At 32.9% G+C, this 20469-nt stretch carries 18 protein-coding genes; 17 read left to right on the top strand and 1 reads right to left on the bottom strand.

Features of this window, described 5'->3' with window-relative positions; genetic code table 11:
- The first annotated feature begins 189 nt into the window (after nucleotides 1–189).
- The 8 genes from essC to AC2HW8_RS00165 all read left to right on the top strand — a co-directional run bounded on the left by essC (nucleotide 190) and on the right by AC2HW8_RS00165 (nucleotide 10067).
- On the top strand, nucleotides 190–4704 hold the full coding sequence (gene essC / locus AC2HW8_RS00200; RefSeq protein ID WP_412961887.1) for a type VII secretion protein EssC: 4515 nt from the start codon (nucleotides 190–192) through the stop codon (nucleotides 4702–4704).
- 74 nt (nucleotides 4705–4778) lie between these two features.
- Nucleotides 4779–5072: a WXG100 family type VII secretion target gene (locus AC2HW8_RS00195; RefSeq protein WP_412961885.1), complete on the top strand. Its 294-nt coding sequence runs from the start codon at nucleotides 4779–4781 to the stop codon at nucleotides 5070–5072.
- Nucleotides 5073–5161: 89 nt separating this feature from the next.
- Nucleotides 5162–5878, top strand: a complete 717-nt coding sequence (locus AC2HW8_RS00190) for a coiled-coil domain-containing protein (RefSeq protein ID WP_195231091.1) — start codon at nucleotides 5162–5164, stop codon at nucleotides 5876–5878.
- A gap of 14 nt (nucleotides 5879–5892) precedes the next feature.
- Nucleotides 5893–6180: a hypothetical protein gene (locus tag AC2HW8_RS00185; RefSeq protein WP_195231089.1), complete on the top strand. Its 288-nt coding sequence runs from the start codon at nucleotides 5893–5895 to the stop codon at nucleotides 6178–6180.
- A gap of 14 nt (nucleotides 6181–6194) precedes the next feature.
- Nucleotides 6195–6470 carry a hypothetical protein gene (locus AC2HW8_RS00180; protein WP_412961883.1) on the top strand — a complete coding sequence of 92 codons (276 nt, stop codon included), beginning with the start codon at nucleotides 6195–6197 and terminating at the stop codon, nucleotides 6468–6470.
- A gap of 14 nt (nucleotides 6471–6484) precedes the next feature.
- Nucleotides 6485–7972, top strand: coding sequence for a hypothetical protein (locus tag AC2HW8_RS00175; protein ID WP_412961881.1), 1488 nt, complete (start codon nucleotides 6485–6487; stop codon nucleotides 7970–7972).
- Between the two features lie 37 nt (nucleotides 7973–8009).
- Nucleotides 8010–8291: a DUF4176 domain-containing protein gene (locus AC2HW8_RS00170; protein ID WP_195231076.1), complete on the top strand. Its 282-nt coding sequence runs from the start codon at nucleotides 8010–8012 to the stop codon at nucleotides 8289–8291.
- Nucleotides 8292–8840: 549 nt separating this feature from the next.
- Nucleotides 8841–10067, top strand: coding sequence for an IS256 family transposase (locus AC2HW8_RS00165; RefSeq protein WP_412961876.1), 1227 nt, complete (start codon nucleotides 8841–8843; stop codon nucleotides 10065–10067).
- A 554-nt stretch (nucleotides 10068–10621) separates the two neighbouring features.
- Here the strand turns inward: AC2HW8_RS00165 and AC2HW8_RS00160 are convergent.
- On the bottom strand, nucleotides 10622–11176 hold the full coding sequence (locus AC2HW8_RS00160) for a hypothetical protein (protein ID WP_296666239.1): 555 nt from the start codon (nucleotides 11174–11176) through the stop codon (nucleotides 10622–10624).
- 652 nt (nucleotides 11177–11828) lie between these two features.
- On the opposite strand from AC2HW8_RS00160, the gene AC2HW8_RS00155 reads away from it, so the two are divergent.
- The 9 genes from AC2HW8_RS00155 to AC2HW8_RS00115 all read left to right on the top strand — a co-directional run bounded on the left by AC2HW8_RS00155 (nucleotide 11829) and on the right by AC2HW8_RS00115 (nucleotide 20461).
- A complete protein-coding gene (locus AC2HW8_RS00155) occupies nucleotides 11829–11993 on the top strand; it encodes a sugar transferase (RefSeq protein ID WP_015523558.1) in 165 nt (54 codons plus the stop codon).
- Complete coding sequence (locus AC2HW8_RS00150) at nucleotides 11936–12457, top strand: sugar transferase (protein WP_337806451.1); 522 nt, start codon at nucleotides 11936–11938, stop codon at nucleotides 12455–12457. The genes AC2HW8_RS00155 and AC2HW8_RS00150 overlap by 58 nt, the downstream gene beginning before the upstream one ends.
- Entirely contained in the window at nucleotides 12447–13538 is a 1092-nt protein-coding gene (locus AC2HW8_RS00145; RefSeq protein WP_484326980.1) for a glycosyltransferase family 4 protein, read from the top strand. Before AC2HW8_RS00150 ends, AC2HW8_RS00145 begins: the two co-directional genes overlap by 11 nt.
- A 28-nt stretch (nucleotides 13539–13566) precedes the next feature.
- Nucleotides 13567–14715, top strand: coding sequence for an EpsG family protein (locus tag AC2HW8_RS00140; protein ID WP_484326979.1), 1149 nt, complete (start codon nucleotides 13567–13569; stop codon nucleotides 14713–14715).
- A gap of 144 nt (nucleotides 14716–14859) precedes the next feature.
- Nucleotides 14860–15744 (top strand): glycosyltransferase, encoded by an 885-nt coding sequence (locus AC2HW8_RS00135; RefSeq protein ID WP_412961873.1) that lies wholly within the window; start codon nucleotides 14860–14862, stop codon nucleotides 15742–15744.
- A 163-nt stretch (nucleotides 15745–15907) separates the two neighbouring features.
- On the top strand, nucleotides 15908–16732 hold the full coding sequence (locus tag AC2HW8_RS00130; RefSeq protein ID WP_412961871.1) for a glycosyltransferase family 2 protein: 825 nt from the start codon (nucleotides 15908–15910) through the stop codon (nucleotides 16730–16732).
- Nucleotides 16733–16840: 108 nt separating this feature from the next.
- Nucleotides 16841–17953, top strand: a complete 1113-nt coding sequence (locus tag AC2HW8_RS00125; RefSeq protein WP_412961869.1) for a glycosyltransferase — start codon at nucleotides 16841–16843, stop codon at nucleotides 17951–17953.
- Nucleotides 17954–17971: 18 nt separating this feature from the next.
- A complete protein-coding gene (locus AC2HW8_RS00120) occupies nucleotides 17972–18643 on the top strand; it encodes a DUF1919 domain-containing protein (protein ID WP_412961867.1) in 672 nt (223 codons plus the stop codon).
- 9 nt (nucleotides 18644–18652) lie between these two features.
- Complete coding sequence (locus tag AC2HW8_RS00115; RefSeq protein ID WP_484326978.1) at nucleotides 18653–20461, top strand: HAD-IIIC family phosphatase; 1809 nt, start codon at nucleotides 18653–18655, stop codon at nucleotides 20459–20461.
- The last annotated feature ends 8 nt before the right edge of the window (nucleotides 20462–20469 follow it).

Here is a 20469-nt window from a genome sequence, read left to right as displayed (position 1 = left end):
TATTTCAGCTAATGATTTAGTCATTGCGTTGAATTCTGCATTTAAATTAGGAATAGATGTGTCTAATATTAAGGAATGCTATTTATCTTCTGAGCATCCTATAGCCTTAATTCGCGGAGATAAGAGCCTTAATGAATTCGGAATAAGAGATGGAAGTTTGATAAGTTTTAATGGGTAGGAGATAAAACGGTGAATAGATATAAGATAATACTGTCTAACCAAAATGTTTATAAAGAAATTGAAATTCAAGATAATGTCTTAAAACTCACAGTGGGAACATCTTTGGAATGCAATGTTAGATTACATAAGGATTTGTTTTTTGAGGAGTTTTTATTAACTTTTTCAAAACAAGGTGATTTATGGATTGTAACATGTTCTGATAACTTGTTTTTGAATGTTGGCGATGTCAGAAAACTGTTGAACAAATCCGTGAAGCACGGTGATGTTCTGAGTGTGAAGTATCAGGATTCTGATGTTGAAGCATTCAATATTGAATTTTTGATAGATTTTGATAATGAAAGTAAGAACTACGAACGCATAATAAATGTATCAAATTGTTCAAATATAAAAATTGGTACTAACCATTCGTGCCAAATTAGTTTAAAAGGTCATTATGTAAATAATGATTTGTTTGAATTTCAGAGAAATGAAAAAGGTTTTTCTGTTAACATAATTAATACAACCTACGGATTCTATTTAAATGGTACTAAGACTATATCAAAATGCACTATAAAAGATGGGGATTTTTTTTCTATTTCAGATTTTGTTTTTTATTACAAAGATAGAAAAATCTGGACAGAAATTAGGGAAGATATAACAGTGAACGGCCTAACTTTTAGCGATAATCCCATTCCTGTCAATTATCCCAAATTTCAAAGAAATACCAGATTAAAGAGTGTATTAAATGATGATGAGATTGAAATACTTGATCCACCCTCCAAACCGAAGAAAAATCGTGATAACATATTAACCAGTTTGTTACCATCTATGGGAATGTTAATGTCGTCCGGCTTTATGGCTTTAGCGGGTGGCTCTAATATGATTGTTTTCAGCGTTATTACCGGTGGTATGGCTATTTTGACAACAGTAGTTAACTTGGTCCAAAATAAAAAAGATTTCAAAAAAGAGATTCAAGATAGAATCGACAAATACACAAAGTATTCAGAAAATAAAGATAAGGAAATCATAGAATCAAGAAATCAAGAAAGAAGACAGCTGGAAGAACTCTTTATTGATACCAAAAAAGAACAGCAAAGACTTTTCTGCTTTTCTGAAGAACTTTTTGACAGAGTCCCTGAAGATGATGATTTTCTCAATGCTAGATTAGGAATCGGCAGTGTGAAAGCCATTAGAAAAATAAAATATAAAAAGCAGGAAAAATTAGAAATTGAGGATGATTTACAGTTAATACCCCAGAAGTTATTCCAGAAATATGAAATGTTGCCTGATGCGCCTGTTGTATGTGACTTTACAAAATGTAATTGTATAGGAATTATCGGTAAAGAATCAAACAGGTATTCAATATTCAAAAATATTGTTATAGATATTTGCATTCGGCATTACCCTAGCGATGTAAAATTATTTTTTATATCTGAAAAACACCATAAAGAAAGAATTCAGTGGCTACGATTTCTTCCTCATGTAAAAAATGAAGTAATTGATGCAAAAAACATTGTTGTTGATGAAGATAGTAAAAACAGAATTTTTGATTATCTTTTCAAAGAAATGTCTTTTCGTGAAAACGAAAAAGGATATCAAAATGAGAAAGATTATGAAAGAATAGTTGTATTTTTTTATGATGAATACGGCTTTCAGAATCATCCTATATCAAAGTTCATTAGTAAAGCCAAAGAACTTAACATAACTTTTGTTTTTATGAGCGATGCAAAGGGCAATGTGCCGTTAGGATGCGATTCTTTTATATTTGTAGATTCAGCAACAAAAGGCAGAGTTGTTTCTGCTGAAAATAAAGAAGAAGTAACTGATTTTGAATATGAGACTATTGATGATGCAACAGCGAAAAAAATGGTTGAAGTATTAGCTCCTGTTTATACAGAAGAAATTTCTCTTGAAGGTGCTTTAACTAAGAATATTTCTCTATTTGAAATGTTTAATATATTTGATGCGACTGATATTGATTTGGAGTCAAGATGGAATTCATCAAAAGTATATCAATCAATGGCTGCTCCTATAGGTGTTACAAGAAGTGGTTTAGTATATTTGGATTTGCATGATAAAGCACATGGCCCGCATGGTTTGGTTGCCGGTACAACTGGTTCTGGTAAATCAGAATTATTACAAACATATATTTTATCGATTTCTACTTTATACCATCCATATGAAGTGGCGTTTGTAATTATTGATTTTAAGGGTGGTGGGATGGTAAATCAATTCAGAAATCTGCCACATTTATTGGGAGCGATAACCAATATTGATGGAAAAGAAATTGACCGTTCATTAAAATCAATAAGAGCTGAATTGCAAAAAAGGCAGAGGCTGTTTTCTGAAGCCGGTGTTAATCACATAGATAAATACATAAAAAAGTATAAATCAGGAGAAGTAAATATACCTATTCCTCATTTGGTTTTAATTGTTGATGAGTTTGCTGAGTTAAGAGCTGAACAGCCCGACTTTATGAAAGAATTAATTTCAGCATCGAGAATAGGAAGAAGTTTAGGTGTTCATTTAATACTAGCAACGCAAAAGCCTCATGGACAAGTAGATGACCAAATTTGGAGTAACTCAAGATTTAAATTGTGCTTAAAGGTTCAGAATCAAGACGATAGTAATGAAGTTTTAAAATCTCCATTAGCCGCTGAAATTAAGGAACCGGGTAGAACATATTTTCAGGTAGGAAATAATGAAATATTTGAGCTTTTACAGTCTGCTTATAGCGGTGCTCCAGCAAAAACAATAAATACTAATGCTAAAGATTTTACTATAAGACAAATCAATGATTCTGGCAGAAAAGTACCAATATATACGCAAAAAAAGAAAAAGCAGAAAGGAATAAATACCACACAATTAGATGCAATTGTAAAGTATGTAGATGAATTTTGTAAAGACAACAATATAAAAAAGTTATCTAATATTTGTCTTCCACCACTTCCAAAGATTATATCGTATCCTCAAAAAGTTGATATAGCTAATGGCTTGCTTGATATAGGTGTTTATGATGATCCAGAGAATCAAATTCAAGCATCAACATTTGTTGATATAAATAATAAAAACACTTTGATTATTGGTTCATCTCAATATGGCAAAACTAATTTACTTCAAAGTATGATTAGAACACTTGCTAATACTTTTACTCCAAAAGAGGTAAATATATATATTATTGATTTTGGTTCTATGGTATTAACTAACTTTGAAAGCTTAAATCATGTGGGAGGAGTAGTTACCTCGTCTGAAGATGAGAAGTTAAAAAACTTATTTAAGCTCTTGAACACAGAGATTGCTGTTAGGAAAGATAAATTAGTTGAAGTAGGAGTCAGTTCCTTTTCCGCTTACTTAGAAGCAGGATATAAAGACATACCTCGTATTTATTTACTGGTTGATAATCTTACAGCATTGTTGGAGTTATATTTACAAGATGATGATAGTTTGATGAATATTATCAGAGAAGGAATTTCTGTTGGAATTACAACAATAATTACAAATTCGCAAACTTCAGGAATTGGATATAGATATATAACCTATTTTGCTAACAAAATTGTTTTCAACTGTAACGATGTCAATGAATATGTGAATTTATTTAATCGTACGGATATTTTTCCGGATGAAGTACCTGGTAGATGTATAGTTGAAGCTGATAAACGAGTTTTGGAGTGTCAGTCTTATTTGGCTTTTGAGGGGGAAAAGGAAATTGATAGAGTGCATGAGATGCATAAATTTATTGCTGATTCTAATGCCAAGTTTGAAGATTTAAAAGCTAAACATATTCTGAGTATACCTCAGATTTTATCATGTGATATGCTACACAAAGAATTTGGTGCAAAAACAAATGATTATAATTTGCCGATAGGATTGACCTATGCTGATGTATCTCCGTTTTACTTAAATCTTACACAATTAGGAATAATGGGATTATGTGGTAAAGAAAACACTGGTCACAAAAACTTTATTAATTATATGATTGATTCTCTTGAGCAAAATAGGGTAAAATCACCTTCAAAAGTTGTGATTTTGGATGATTTTTCAAGAAAATTTAGCCATTTGAAAGATAAGGATATTGTCGATACATACACATTAGATTGTGATACCGTAGTAGAAATACTTAAAAAGTGGCATACAATTCTTGAAAATAGGTACAACAGTATGGTTGAAACAGGAACTTTCGGTGATTCAAACGAATTGTTGCTCTTGATTATACAGAATAATGATTTAGCTAAGAAAATTAATGATGACTGGGATACAATGGAAAAATTTAGGGATATAATTACAAGGTTCAAGGGAATGAATGTTGCGATTGTCTTCTCAAACTTTATAAACGCTACTGTTTCTTTTGACTCACCTGAACCATTAAGACTGGTAAAGCAGCAACAACATATTATTTTCTTTGAAGATTTAAATAATCTAAAACCATTTGACGTTCCATATGAAGAGTTTAGAATTAATAAGAAAAAGCTGGAAATGGGTGACGCATATTATATTTTAGATAATATGGTTGTGAAGCTGAAATTAGTTAAATCAGATTTCGATTAACTATGTTTAGATAGTGGATTGGCAACTGCCGATTTTACTATATATCAAGAACAAATTATAGGGGGTGAAAAATAATGGCAAATCAGATTAGAATGACTCCGGAAATGATGAGAACAAGAGCAAGCCAGTATACAACTCAGGCTGGTAACCTTCAGGATATCATTAATGCAATGGATAGATTGCTTACTCAGTTGCAGTCTGAATGGGAAGGTGAAGCCAGCAGAGCATATGCAACAAAGTTTGCGGAGTTGCGCCCTGGTTTTGTTAAGGCAAAGGATCTTATTGATGAGATTTCTGCAGCACTCAAGTCAACAGCTAACATTGTTGAGCAAACCGATCAGAATATTGCTGGTCAGTTTAGAAAGTAATTACTGTTTTATGGAGGCAGCGGCGGATAATACAATATACTTAAAATCTGCCGTTGCCAAAATAATACGGTTGTTTGGGAGGATGTCGCATGGCATACACAAAAGCTCAAGTTAATTATAATATTAGATACAATGAAAATTTAGTTAGACAGTACCAAAATACTTTAAATAGCCTTAATAGCAGAATAAATCAAGCGAATAGTAGAATTAATCAGTCACAAGGTAGGATTAATACGGCTAATAATAAAATAAATAGCAATAATAGTAAGATTAATCATGATAACGGTAAGATTAGTCAGATTAATTCGCAAGCTTCACAACTTGAAAACCAGATTAATGAATTAAATAGATTAAAAAGTAAATATCAAGCTTTACAAAATAATTTTGGTATTAGACAATCTCAGCGACAAAGTATATTTAGCAGAAACTTTTCACAAAAATTTAACCTAAGGTTTATTACGTCATATATTTCTGGGATGGGAAATCTGTTATACGGAGGAGAATATAGGAATGCATATAATGGCTTAACATCTGCTATGAGTACAATTCAGAGTAAAATAAATGCAATTCAGAGAGAGATTGATAATCTTAGGAGTCAAATCAATAGTTTAAGAAACGAAATCAATAATTTACAAAATGAAGTTAACGGTTTGCGTAATGAAGTTAATAGTAACCAGAATAACATAAACAACTGTAGAAATGAAAAAAGTTCGCTGCAATGGCAGATTAACGATACGAATAGCAAATTATCTTATCGTAGAGGTAGAATCACATATTGGCAAAATCAATTAAGGTATGCAAGATGACAGGAGGAATTAATATGGCAAGTAATGATCTTATTATTGATGATGATTATTGTAAGAGCATGCAAACCTACTTTATGATACAGGGAGAACAATTGGATAAATTGATTTCTGACTATGTTGTTATTCTAAAAGGAATAAATTCCAATGCTATTGTTAGCGGTGAAGTTTCAAAAGCATTAAGTGTCTATATATCTTATGCACAAAAGTTATCTGAACAATTTAGTGATATTTCATCTGTAGCTAAAATACAAATCAATAATTTCCTTACAAGCGTTGATAACGCAGACCAGTATTTATTTTGATTGGTGGTGATATTATGTCAGAGATTAATATCAAAATATCTGAACTTGATGCTGCAATTACTAACTTACAATCACTTAAGTCCGCCTGTGATGGTATAAATACTATTGCACCAACAACGGTTGGTGGTGGGAAAACAGTAAATGAAATTGAGAATATAGCAAGTGTTTATAAATCCTTGAATATACATGTTGGTGATATGATTTCCAATACGATTTCTTTTATGCAGAATATTAGAGCCAGTTTCATTACAAGTGATAGTAATGCGGCCGGAAAGATTGATGGCAAATAAGGCGGTGAAATAAAATGTACAGAGATTTTTCTAATAATTCAAAAATTCGGATGTTAGGGCTTGTTACAGAAGTTGAGAACGATAAAATTTCAGATTTTACTGATTGGGTAGGGGATAGATGGTATGATTTTGAGTCGTGGATAGGACAGCTTAATATTAAAAATTATCTTAATAATGTTAATATTTATCATAAGAAAGTTATTGATAAGAACAATACAACAAAAGATACTATTGAGAAAATTTTTAGTGATGTAATGTCTGTTGACAGTTCTTATCAAACAAAATTATCTAATATTACTCAGGTTTTGCAACGCTGGCAGAGGTACATATATGAAATGAGCCAGTTAGTTTGCCCGGAAAACGGTTGTTTCAGAGCAGAGTATATGAGTTCTACGCTTGATAAAACACTTGAAAATATCGAATCAATCCCCATTGAAAGAAATGAAATTCTAACTGACAATGAAACTATAGGGGCTTTACTAAAAATATATGGAAGCTCAAGTAAATTTATTGCTAAATTATGTGGTAAAAATGATAAAACTGCTTCTAATAATTTTGGTTTAGCAGGGACTGCGTTTTCTTATTTTTCTGGCTTGCACACTTTTTATACAACTAACTACACTGATACATTAGACGCAATATCCGGTTCTCTGGGACTTGTTCAAGTGAGTGGTTCGGCTTGGACTGGATACTATAAATATCTTGAAAAGTCATTAAACTCATATCAAGCTGGTCGATTAGGTAAAGTTTGGCAAGGAAAGGTGGGTCTTGTTTCTTTGATAGGTAACATATGTGGATTTACAAAGGAAAGTATTGATACATATAAAGTGTTTATGGATGAAAACAGTGAAACATATCAAAAAGTAGTACAGGTTTTAGAAAACACAAATTCAGGATTAGATGTTGGTGAAGCTGCCATAACAGTAAAATGGGGAACGAAAGAGCTTACCAGAACATTTACGGGCTATCAATGGGATTATACTGTCAAAGGAGGAAAAATAATAGATAAAGCCGGTACTATATTAGCAATTGTAGGTGTTTCAATTGATACAGTTATAGGTGGTGTAAACAAATACCATGAAGTAACGCAAGACGGTAGTCTAAGCATGAATGATATTGGCGATGTTGGTATGGCTGCTAGCGTAAAAGGATTAACATCTATAGTTAGCACTGTAACGCTTGGTTTATCTGATGCTTTGTTTGATTTATCGGGTAAAAGCGACCAAATTGCAGAAGGAATAAAGGATATTACCGTGGATCCAATGACTAATTATGCGGTGAATCATCCTATTTCTAGTTTTTACATTAAGCATTCTCAAGGATTGAAAGAAATTGCGGATAACAAAGGCAATAGTGTAATAGAACGAGTTGGTGTATCTGCTTTAGCCGGTATAGGCATGATAGGTTCTATCTCAGCTGATGCTGTAGTAGCCCCGGCAATATCAACTGTAAAGTGGTTATCATCTGGTTGGGATTATTTGCAAAATAGTTTTACGAAATAACTTAAAATTGAAATTATTAAGAAAGGAATCAAAAATTATGTATAAGGAATTATTACCAATAGGAACTGTTGTGATTTTAAGAGGGGGGTTGAGAAAATTAATGATTACAGGCATAAAAGTTGCTAATGTAGATACACTGGAAAAGGTTTATGATTATATTGGAGTGTTATATCCTGAAGGATTTATGGGGGATAAATCTAATTTTATGTTTAACCATTCTGAAATTAATGATGTTGTATATAGAGGATATACAAATCCTGAAAGAGATGAATTTATTAATTTCCTTGAAGAACAAGAAAAGGCAGAAAAAGAAGAATAAATTTATGAGTGTGTTTGCAACGGTCAAGCAACTATACAATTGATTATATAATAAAAGCACCGATATATGATGTGACCTCAAAAAGTGACCACAAAAAATACCCTCATCACAGAAAAATGTGGGATAATTAAAAATAAATATTGAAAAAGAACATAGGAAGCTCCAAAATTGTAGTTGAAGAGACAAACAATGAAGGAGAGAAAACTATGCTCTATTTAGATGATATCAAAGTTGAATTTGAAAGTCAAGAATTTAAAGGAACACATATAGGAATCAGCCCTAATAAAGATAAAAGCGTACTGTTTCTGGCGAGTGTAAGGTCAACGTAGTCCGTCCGGTGTCCTTATTGCGGCGGTAGCGATGGACAAAATGGTTTCAGGCGGCGAAAGAAAGTGAGATTCCCGCATTGATACGGTTTACAGTTCAAAAAGAAAAACGGCTCCCGGCTTAGCGAGACCGCCGAAAAGGTTTGTGTAAAAGTGAATAATAGACTTCCTTTCAAGCAATAATGGAAATAGAAAAATCAAAGCTTGAAAGGAAGTTTTTTTAATGGCAAAAGCACCGGCAGAAATGATGAGAGAATTCGTAAGAAGTCAGAAATTCACCTCAACAGATGAAGTTATGACAGCAATGAAAAATATGTTCAAGGACATTCTTCAGGAGGTTATGGAATGTGAGCTTGCAGATGAACTCGGCTACGAGAAAAGCGAAAGAATGTCGAATAATGAATGTAGCAATAAGTCGAAAAATTACAGAAACGGCTACTCAAAAAAGACGATAAAAACACAGATGGGAGAGCTTGATATTAAAGTTCCGAGGGACAGAAACGGCGAATATGAACCTAAAATAATCGGCAAATATAATCGTAATGTTGACGGTATGGAAGAGAAAATCCTCTCGCTCTACGCTTGTGGAATGAGCCAGCGTGACATTGCAGAGCAAATCAAAAATCTTTATGATGTTGAAATCTCGCCTGAGCTTGTCAGCAAAATCAGCGAGAAGATTATGCCCGATGTGACTGCATGGCAAAACCGACCTCTTGAAGCTGTATATCCGTTTGTGTTTATGGATGTAATTCATTACAAGGTCAAGGAAAATCATCAGTATATCACGAAGGCTGCGTATGTAGTTCTGGGCATCAATCTTGACGGTCAGAAAGATATTCTCGGCATATGGATTGGCGAAAATGAGAGCAGTAAATTTTGGTTGAATGTGTTGAACGAGCTCAAAACCCGTGGAATTAAGGATGTATTTCTGTTCTGCGTGGACGGTCTGACAGGTTTCAGACAAGCTATTGAAGCTGCTTTTCCAAATGCACAAATTCAGCGTTGCATCATTCATCAGATACGCTCAAGCACAAGATTTGTAAGCTACAAACACATCAAGGAGCTGATGGTTGACCTCAAGAAAGTATATCAAGCTATCAGCGAGGAAGAAGCTATGAACAACCTGATTTTGTTCAAGGACAAGTGGGGCAAAACTTATCCCTCCTGCGTGAAAAGTTGGGAGGAAAATTGGGATATTCTATCCACATTCTTCGCATATCCGCCCGAGGTTCGGAAGATAATATATACAACGAATATTATCGAAGGTTTGAACCGTCAGTTCAGGCAGATTACGAAGAACAAGCCGTCATTCACGAATGATGACAGCCTGCGCAAAATGTTGTATTTAGCGTCGCAAAAGATTGTCGAACGCTGGACACAAAGATGTCGAAACTGGGACATAATTTTGAGCCAGTTATCAATAATATTTGAGGACAGAATACCGGCTTAATTTGCCCCTGAGAATAGAATTCCCTGTCTGCAAAATGTTATTCACGCAAGGCGTGCATAACATTTTGCAGACAGGAAAGAAAAGTTGACACGGGGCAAATCAGAAAGCCTGATTACACCGCAATCCGCTGTTTTGTTATTGCTTGAAGGATTATTATTTACACAGAATTTTATGGGGTGCCTACAACCTTTTAACGATAACTCTGCAATATATTGTCCGTTTTAACCCTATTAACGATAAGGGCATAAAAGCTGATTTTAAAACTGTTGAAAAGTAGTCTTTTGGTAGTTTTATACTTTTTAACTGACCGTGATTTGCCGAGATTTACAAAGGAATATTGCGGTTTATAAAGCGTTCGTGAGTCATCCCATGGCACACAAACATTATCCTTATCATAACAAAATTCCTCCCGATTTGCCGTAATATGCCGCTATAAATTTTGCAATATCTATATTTGAATATGTTATTTTGTGTGTTGCTGTATTTTCACTATTCATCTATATGTTCCCCTCAAAATAATTTTGAATTGTCGCTATAATATGCAATTTTACCTATTAACCGAAAATTTCTTCGGGAGTGTGTCCGAGCAGAACATGGAGTCTGGCACTTGTGTACATGACTTTTTGACACAAATATTCAAGCTTTCGGTGGCTGAATGCGATATCATCACGGTTGTAGATTCCGCTTCCCATGATTACTTCGTATACAGATTCTTCGGAATTGTCGGGTTGAGCTTCAAAACAAATCATAATATCGTTCGCATAATCGTCTGCGTCCTCTTTTGAAAGTCCTGTTTCATTTCTTAAAAACGAACGCATTTCAAGAAAATCGGGAGTCTTTTTAAAATAACAGTCATCTTCATACCTGAGAAATTGCTCTTTGTCAAGAACGCAAAATTTCTTTCCGATTTGACGATATTTCAGCATTTCGTATTTATCAAGACTATCATCATCAACTTCAAAAAAGTAAAGATATTCTGCAAGAATTTCCTGTTCAAGAGCAAGGGTTTCTGAGCCGTCATCGTAAATATCGTCCTGATTAAACACACAAAAATACTTTCCCTTAAAATTCATATTTTCAACAAATGACAGAAAATCTTCCTCGCTCACAGGCTCGTTCTGGCTGTTGTAAATTTTAAGAAGTTTGCCGATTTCGATAACTCCGTAAAGATTTGCCGCAGCCGCAAAATATCTGTATAAAAGGTCTTGTGTTTCCTTTGAAAGTGTGCATTCTGAAATTTTTATGTGTCTACCTCAAATTATATCGTACTCTGACTTATATTGTCAGTTTATCATAATTAATCCCACATTTCAACAAGTCTGTGAACAATTTCAGATATCAGATACTTGCCAGATGATTAACTTCTAAAAGACAGTTGCAGAGTGGTTTAGCACTGTGTATATGTAAGCTTTCAGGTTGCCGTGCAGAGGATCGCTGTGCAGTGAATATAGCGGATTATATAGTGCTTTTTTACCTGAAATACGCCATAGATTTCTCGCTCTGCTTTGCGGCGTTTTATTATATTCTGTGACAAATTTTGCACAAAATAACCAAAACAGACTATATTTGATTATCACTTTAGTGAAAATAAATCATATCTATGACAAAAATCTTGCGTAATTATACCTATATTTTGTTAAAAAACACTTTTTTCAATTGTTTTTTTCCGTATTCTCCTCTTTTATTGCTTATTGATGCTTTCTGTGGCATAATTCTATAGATGTATTGCGTAAGTTAGTTTTGGGTTGAGGAGTATTAAATATGAAAGACAGAAAAATGTCGTTTTATAACAGAATTGTGAAAAGAATGCTTGATATTATCTGTTCACTTGCAGCGATAATGTGTCTGTCAGTACTTTACCTTCCGATATGTGCCATAATAAAATGCACGAGCGAAGGTCCTGTTTTTTTAGGCAGAAAAGAATAGGAAAAAACAAAAAATATTTCAATATTCTGAAATTCCGCACAATGAGAATTGATACTCCCAAGGATTGTCTTACACATCTTCTTAAAAATCCTGAACAGTATATAACTAAGGTGGGTGCGTTTTTAAGAAAGACAAGTCTTGACGAATTGCCTCAGATTTTTAATATTTTTAAGGGCGATATGTCGGTTATCGGTCCAAGACCTGCACTTTGGAATCAGGATGATTTGATTTCTGAAAGAGATGAGTACGGTATAAATGATTTAAAACCCGGCTTGACGGGTTGGGCGCAGATTAACGGCAGAGATGAGCTTCCTATCCCTGAAAAAGTTCAGATGGATAAGATTTATCGTGATAATGTCAGTTTTGTCTTTGATGTAAAATGTCTTTTTATGACAGTTGTAAGTGTGTTTAAGCATGATGGTGTAGTTGAGGGCGGAACAGGAGCAATTGCAGATGAAGAATAATCGTAAAAAAGTTATGATTCTTACTAATCACTCTTATATGCTGTATCGTTTCAGAAAAGAATTGATTGAAGAACTTATGAAAAATTATGATGTTGTTCTTAGTATGCCTTTTGTAGGACATCATGAGGATTTCATCAATATGGGATTGCGTTGTATTGAAACTAAGATGGAGCGCAGAGGGGTTAATCCGATTCACGATTTTTCACTTATGAAATTTTATAAAAAAATATTACAGGAAGAAAACTCTGATTTGGTAATTACATACTCTATCAAACCAAATGTTTACGGTGGATTGATGTGTGAAAAGTTAAATATTCCGTTTTATGCGAATGTTCAGGGATTAGGAACGGCATTTCAAAAGCCCGGACTTGCTCAGTTTGCGACAGTTCTTTATAAAACAGCCTTTAAAAAGGTAAAAACGGTATTTTTTGAAAATCAGGTTAATGCAGATGAATTTGTTGACAGAAAGATTATTTCTGTCGAGAAAGAAACTATTTTGAACGGCGCAGGAATCAATCTTGAAATTTATGAGTGCAAGCCTTACCCAAAAAGTGATCCGCCGCATTTTTTGTATCTTGGCAGAATCATGAAGGAAAAGGGCATGGATGAATTGTTTTCTGCGGCTGAGAAGCTTCACGATGACGGCTATAAATTTGTACTTGACCTTGTAGGCTTTTTTGAAGATGAATGCAAGGAAAGAGTTGAGTTACTTGAAAGTAAGGGCGTTGTAAAATTCCACGGATTTCAGGAAGAACCAAGACCTTACTATGCGACCGCCGATTGTGTTGTAATGCCGAGCTATCACGAGGGTATGAGTAATGTAAATCTCGAAGCTTCGGCAACAGGCAGACCTGTCATTACCACTGATATTCCGGGCTGCAGAGAGTCGGTGGAAAATGAATATACAGGCTGGCTTTGTGAACCTAAAAGCGTTGACAGCCTTTATGAAAAAATGAAAGCTTTTCTTGAAACAGATATTTCAAAACGAGAAGTTATGGGTAAATACGCCCGACAAAAAATGGTGGACGAATTTGATAAAAAAATCGTTGTAAACGATACAATAAAGGCTTTAGGTTTGTAATTAATATAGATTTTTTAGGTGTGATTTAATGATAATTTACTGGTCCATGATATTTTGGACTTTTTTGATATATATTTTGTATGATATCACTCATAAAGAAGAGATAGCGCTTACCGATTATAATTTACAACAGGGAATACAAAGAAGAGTTCCGTGGGTTTATGCATTTTTAGTTTTCGGTTATTTCTTATTTTGGGCATCAATGAGGCACTATGTTGCTGATACAACCGCATATGTTGCAGCTTTTAATAACTATTCAACAAACTTTTCGGAAGAGTTTTCAAAATTGAATTGGGATCCATGGTCTTCCGAGGGCAAGGGAGTTCTCTTTAATGCATACAGCATTTTCTTTAAGTGTTTTATCTCAGATAATTACACGCTTTGGCTGAGTTCAATTGCGATTTTCTCAGGTGTGTGTGTAATGATAACATTGAGAAAATATTGTATGAATGCAGATTTCTTTTTGGCTTCGTTTTTGTTTTTGGCATTCCTGTGTTATTCGGGTTATATGCTCAACGGAATGAGACAGTTTATTTGTGTTGCCGTGTCATTTTTGTGCTGTGATTTTATTATTACCGGCAAGTTTTTTAAATTCTTGACTATGGTAGCAATTTTGATATTTATCCATTCCACAGCAATTTTCTTAATACCGATTTACTTTATTGCCAGGTTAAAACCTTGGAGCAAGTTAGTTTGGCTTTTTATTTTTGTAATGGTATTGATTACTGTTTTTGCCGAGCCGTTTTTTGGCAAGGTTGATGAATTTGCTCAAGGCACATCTTATGAAAATGATATAAGTATATATTTTGAAGAAGATGACGGCGTTAATCCGTTGAGAGTTTTATTCTATGCTGTTCCACCGATTGTAGCTTTTGTTTATCGGGAAAAGTTAAGCAAATATTACGAAAAAATGCCGGTGCTTTCTTTGTGTGTAAACTTGTCAGTATGTACGGCATCAATTTATCTTGTAGGTATGGTTACCAGCGGTATCTTTATCGGTAGGCTTCCGATTTACAGTGAATTATACGATTTGATTTTGATTCCTGTTTTGTTAAGGATATGTTTTAATGAAAATAATAGGAAATATGTGTGTTGGATTTATGTTATAGTACTCTTAGTTTATTATTACTTGACTGGTCCGACATACTATCACAGTGATTATTTTGGATCATTTTAATTGTTGACGGAAGTTATTATTTGAAATTTTGTTGTTGTAAATGTAAACAGTGGGCTATAAAGTACGAAAAATAATATGATTAAATGACAATTAAAACAATGAATTATATGATGATTTTATAGCGAATTAGGGAGGATGAGTAATTTGAATAAAATTATTAGTGTAATAATTCCAGTATATAATGTTGAAAATTATATTGAAAAATGCCTAAATTCTATTGTGAATCAAACATATAATAATTTAGAAATAATCATTATTGATGATGGTAGTACGGATAATTCTATTGCTATAGCTGAAAAAATTGCAGAAAATGATAAAAGAATAAGAATTATTTCTCAAGTGAATCAAGGTGTATCATCGGCAAGAAATTTAGGTTTAGACAATGCAAGCGGTGAGTATATTTTATTTATTGACAGTGACGATTGGCTTGACTTAGAAACATGTAAAATTGCACTAGACACTATGATTAAACATGATGCAGATGTTGTTATGTGGCCTTATATTAGCGAATATCCTCTTAATAGCAAAGTAAACTTGTTTTTTGAAAATAAGGACATTGTTTGGGATGAAACAAACATTGAAGAATTAAGAAGACGTATGGTTGGCCCGATTAACGAGGAATTGTTTATGCCACATGCTTTAGATAGTGTGGTAACTGTCTGGGGAAAATTGTATAAACAAAGTGCGATTAATAATGTGAGATTTGTTGATATCAATGAAATTGGAACAGAAGATGCATTATTTAATATAGAGGCTTTTAATAAAGTAAATAAAACAGTTTATATTTCTAGTGTTTTTTACCATTATAGAAAAGATAATTTAAAATCCATTACACACTCGTATAAATTTGCGCGGGTACATCAGTGGCTAGAGTTATACACTAAGATTGAACAATTTATAAAAATAAATAACTTAAATTCGAATTATAATTTGGCTTTAAACAACAGAATATGTTTAGGATTAATCGGCTTAGGAATTAATTTAGCTGAAGATAAAAAAATAAAATATCATATAAAAAAAGCGAACTAAAGAAAATATTGTCTATGGATCATTATGTTTCTTCTTTAAATGCACTGGATTTTAAATATCTTTCCTTTAAATGGAAAATATTTTTTATACTTGCAAGAAACAGAAGTATAAATTTGTTCTATATTCTTTTGTTTATAATGAATAAGTTAAGAGGTAGGTAAAAATGAATATACCCCCTAAAGTTTCTATAATTATGGGGATTTATAATTGCTCAGAAACACTGGATGAAGCTATTGAATCGCTTATTAACCAAACTTACACAAACTGGGAAATAGTTATGTGCGATGATGGTTCTACAGATGATACTGTTAATATAGCTGAAAAGTATTGTGCGCTTTATCCTAATAAAATCAAAATTTTATATAATGAAAAAAATATGGGACTTAATTATACCCTAAATCGTTGTTTGAATGTTGCGGAAGGTGACTATATTGCAAGAATGGATGGAGATGATATTTCGTTGCCAGACCGTCTTCAAAAAGAAGTTGACTTTTTAGAACACAATAAAGAATTTGCGATTGTAAGTACTCCTATGATTTTTTTTGACAGTAAGGGAGATTGGGGAAGATGTAGAGTTATAGAAGTTCCTCAGATTTCTGATTTTATTTTTCATGCTCCTTTTCATTGTCATGCTCCTTGTATGATTCGTCGAGAAGCTTATTTAACAGTGGGTGGGTACACAGTGGATAAAAAATATTTGCGTTATGAAGATTGCAATTTGTGGTACAAACTATACGCAAAGGGTTATCGTGGTTATAACCTCCAGATTCCGTTATATAAGATGAGGGATGATAGGAATGCGTATCATAGAAGAACTAAATCTTCAAGAATTAGGTCTGTGTATGTCCAATTTATGGGCTTTAAAATGATAGGAATGCCATTAAAATTCTATCCTTTTTTAGCAGTTGAATTTGTAAAAAGTCTTTTTATTGCCTTTTTACCAGAAAAAATCTATATGATATTGCATAAAAAGAAGCAAAATAATTAATATGCTTTGTTAGCTATAAAGTTGTTTAATAGTAAAATTGAGATGATTGCTCTTGCGTTTGTTTATTTTACTTATAAAATTTTAATCGAGATAAAATTGATGTATAAAATGAAAAAAATATTATTTTTGATTCCAACCTTGGGACAAGGCGGAGCCGAAAAAGTGCTTGTAAACCTTGTGAATAATATGGATAGAAGCAAGTTTGATATTTCTGTTCAGGTGTTGTTCAAGGGTGGCGTAAACGAACAGTTTTTAAAATCAGATATTAAATTCAAGTATTATTACAAGAAACAATTCAGAGGGAACAGCAAGTATTTATGCCTGTTTTCACCCGAAAAACTTTACAAAAAGTTTATTAAGGAAAAATATGACATAATCATTTCTTACCTTGAAGGTCCTACCGCACGAATTGTAAGCGGTTGCACTAACCTAAATACAAAGCTTGTCAGCTGGATTCATGTTGAGCAGCATTCAAAAGTTCAGTTGTCATCATCGTTCAGAAGTTTTTCAGAGGCGGAAAAATGTTATAACAAGTATGATATGACAGTATGTGTTTCTGAATATGTCAAGAGAGATTTTTCAGATATACTGAATTTTAAAAAGCCGATTCAGGTGCTTTATAATACCAACGAAACAAATCAGATTTTAGAAAAATCGAATGAAAAGATAGATGACTATGTTTTTGACGAATCCAGCAAAACAATTGTCGCAGTTGGCACTTTGAAAAAATCAAAGGGTTTTGATCGATTGATAAGGGTTCATAAAAGACTGCTTGATAACTCAATTGATAATAAGGTTATAATTTTAGGACGAGGTTCTGAAAAAGATAACCTTCTTAATTTTATCAATGAATACGGAGTGAACAAAAGTTGTAAATTATTGGGTTACAATACTAATCCGTATAAATATATCAAAAAGAGTGATCTTTTTGTTTGTACATCTTTTGCTGAGGGGTTCAGTACAGCTACTACCGAAGCACTGATTCTTGGTACACCTGTTGTTACCGTTGAAGTTTCGGGTATGAAGGAAATGCTCGGCGAAAACAACGAGTACGGTATCGTAACAGAAAATAATGAAGATGCACTTTATGAGGGCATCAAGAAAATGCTGACAATGCCTGGTTTGCTTGAAACTTATGCCACAAAAGCAAAAGAGCGTGGTAAAGCTTTCAGTACCGAAAAAACAGTAAAAGCTGTTGAAGAAATGTTATTAAATTTATAATTTTTGGGGATGTAGTGATTGAAAATTACAGATTTATTTTATAAGTTTAACTTTGTTGCTAAGCACAGAAGAAATAAAATGAGAAAGAAAATAGAAAACAAAAATGTTTCTTTTCTTTGCCCAAATTGCATCGGTGGCATTTTATTTCATGATTTAGGATTAAAGTTTTTATCTCCGACTGTAAATCTTATGATGACGCAAACCGATTTTGTAAAATATGTTAAACATCTTGAAGCTTATAACAAAGGCAATTTAGTATTTTTCAATCATAAGGATTTTACTTGCCAATGCGCTAAACTATGTGCACAAGATTTAGATGATTTAGTTGTGCATTTCACTCATTATTCCACACCTGAAGAAGCATTAAATAAATGGAATGAAAGAAAATCAAGAATAAATTTTGATAATATATTTGTTTTTCTTGAAGAACGAGATGGATTGACATACGAAGAGCTTGAATCACTATCTGCTTTAAATGTTAGAGGTTTGGTGGTGTTTACGGCACATAAGTATGATTTGCCATACACAGTATATATACCGAAATATGCAGACTCCGGTGAGGTAGGAAATATTTTAAGAAAAAACCATCTAACAGAAGCCCGAGAATACGAGTCTTTCTTTAACTTTGTTTCATGGTTTAATAATGCTAATGGTGGAAATTATGATGTTTCCGAATATGTGAAAAAATAAGAGGTTGTAATGGATTTTAGTAAGATTAAATTGATTATTTGGGATTTAGATGAAACACTTTGGAAGGGTACATTATCTGAAGAAAGTGTTGTTTTACCTGATGAACATAAAAATCTAATTATTAAACTGACGGATATAGGAATTGTAAATTCTATTTGCAGCAAAAATGATGAGGCACAGGTTAATACTGAACTTGAAAAATATGGAATAAAAGAATATTTTGTTTTTCCTTCAATTGACTGGACACCAAAAGGTAACAGAATATCTAAAATAATTTCCGATATGCAGCTTAGAACTCAAAATGTATTATTTATAGATGATAATTCCTCAAATCTTGAAGAAGCAAAATATTTTTCTCCGCAATTATTGACAGCAATGCCGAATATTATTCCGGAGTTAATATCTTGGGTTGACAGCAAGACTCCTTCGGATTTATCTCATAAGAGACTTAACCAATATAAAATACTTGAAGAAAAAGCTGTTGATAAACTTAATTATAATTCTAATGAAGAATTTTTAGCGAGCAGCCATATAAAATTAGATATACATAATGATTGTTTGAAAAATGTTGAGAGAATACATGATTTGGTAATGCGTTCTAATCAGTTGAATTTTACTAAAAAAAGGGATTCTGTCGAAACATTAAAAGTTTTATTTAGTAACCGATCCTATAATTGCGGTTATATTTCTGTTAAAGATGATTTTGGTGATTACGGTATTGTTGGCTTTTTTGCAATAAAAGACAATGTTTGTGAACATTTTCTGTTTTCATGTCGTACACTTGGCATGGGAATAGAACAGTACACATACAACTATTTAAAAAGACCTGTACTGAAGATTGTCGGAGATGTTGTAAGTAACCTTTCAACAACAGAATTGCCATTTTGGATAAATCAAAGTATGGAATCTGCCGACAAAAAGGGTGCTGAAATAAGGAGCAGAGGTGAGCATAAGGTACTTATCAAGGGACCTTGTGACTTGTTCCAAATCTTTCCGTTTATTGAAAAGTCAGAATGTATTGATACTGAGTTTACATATGTGTTAGATAATGGAGCAGTTGTTGAAAGTACAGCACATACAACGCATATTGTAGAGGCAAATATTCTATCGGATAAACAAAAAGAGCTGATAGTAAATGAACTTCCTTTTATGGATTTGGGTGCTTATAATAACAATATATATAAGTTGCCATATAAAGTTGTTGTGCTTAGCTATCTTCAGGATTGCAATCTTGGAGTGTATCAAAGAAAAGGCACAGGAGAAGAACTTGCTTTTATTGAATACACAAGTGATATGACAAACCCTGATAATTATGAAAAGCTGATTAATCAAAATTGCAGCACCGGTGGATTTAATTTTACAAAAGAATTTTTGGATTCTTTTTCGCAAAAATATGAATTTTTAGGTAGAAATACTCCGGATATAATTCTTGAAAATTATAAATATATTCGTTCCCATTTAAATTCAGACACCGTAATGGCAATAATGCTTGGTGTGGAAATTCCGTATGATATGGGGGATAATGCAGCTTATAAGGACAGGCATATTATTCATAAGCAAACTAATGATTTATTAAGAAATTGGGCAGCCGAAACTAAAAATGTTGAATTGATTGATGTCAATAAATATGTTAAGAGCAGTTCGGACTTTTATGACCATATAAACCATTTCACAAAGCCTGTTTATTATAATTTAGCTAAAGATATAGTGAAAGTAATTAATAAAAATACAGATGGCTCTGTTAAAAAATATGGAAAATGGAAAATAGCTTATATGAAGCTTCACGATTTTGTTGGAAATTTGTTGCCAAAAAAATAGAAGAGAAA

This window comes from Ruminococcoides sp. (assembly GCF_057037865.1).
The sequence above is the reverse complement of the archived record's forward strand: the minus strand, read 5'-3'. Positions and strand labels throughout refer to the sequence as shown.

Excerpts from the sequence above, each read along its gene's own strand:
- AC2HW8_RS00130 (WP_412961871.1), top strand. The coding sequence starts at position 15,908 with ATGAATATACCCCCTAAAGTTTCTATAATTATGGGGATTTATAATTGC.
- AC2HW8_RS00180 (WP_412961883.1), top strand. The coding sequence starts at position 6,195 with ATGTCAGAGATTAATATCAAAATATCTGAACTTGATGCTGCAATTACT.
- AC2HW8_RS00150 (WP_337806451.1), top strand. The coding sequence starts at position 11,936 with ATGTGCCATAATAAAATGCACGAGCGAAGGTCCTGTTTTTTTAGGCAG.
- AC2HW8_RS00140 (WP_484326979.1), top strand. The coding sequence starts at position 13,567 with ATGATAATTTACTGGTCCATGATATTTTGGACTTTTTTGATATATATT.
- AC2HW8_RS00125 (WP_412961869.1), top strand. The coding sequence starts at position 16,841 with ATGAAAAAAATATTATTTTTGATTCCAACCTTGGGACAAGGCGGAGCC.
- AC2HW8_RS00115 (WP_484326978.1), top strand. The coding sequence starts at position 18,653 with ATGGATTTTAGTAAGATTAAATTGATTATTTGGGATTTAGATGAAACA.
- AC2HW8_RS00185 (WP_195231089.1), top strand. The coding sequence starts at position 5,893 with ATGGCAAGTAATGATCTTATTATTGATGATGATTATTGTAAGAGCATG.
- AC2HW8_RS00170 (WP_195231076.1), top strand. The coding sequence starts at position 8,010 with ATGTATAAGGAATTATTACCAATAGGAACTGTTGTGATTTTAAGAGGG.
- AC2HW8_RS00165 (WP_412961876.1), top strand. The coding sequence starts at position 8,841 with ATGGCAAAAGCACCGGCAGAAATGATGAGAGAATTCGTAAGAAGTCAG.
- AC2HW8_RS00175 (WP_412961881.1), top strand. The coding sequence starts at position 6,485 with ATGTACAGAGATTTTTCTAATAATTCAAAAATTCGGATGTTAGGGCTT.
- AC2HW8_RS00145 (WP_484326980.1), top strand. The coding sequence starts at position 12,447 with ATGAAGAATAATCGTAAAAAAGTTATGATTCTTACTAATCACTCTTAT.
- AC2HW8_RS00190 (WP_195231091.1), top strand. The coding sequence starts at position 5,162 with ATGGCATACACAAAAGCTCAAGTTAATTATAATATTAGATACAATGAA.
- AC2HW8_RS00195 (WP_412961885.1), top strand. The coding sequence starts at position 4,779 with ATGGCAAATCAGATTAGAATGACTCCGGAAATGATGAGAACAAGAGCA.
- AC2HW8_RS00155 (WP_015523558.1), top strand. The coding sequence starts at position 11,829 with ATGAAAGACAGAAAAATGTCGTTTTATAACAGAATTGTGAAAAGAATG.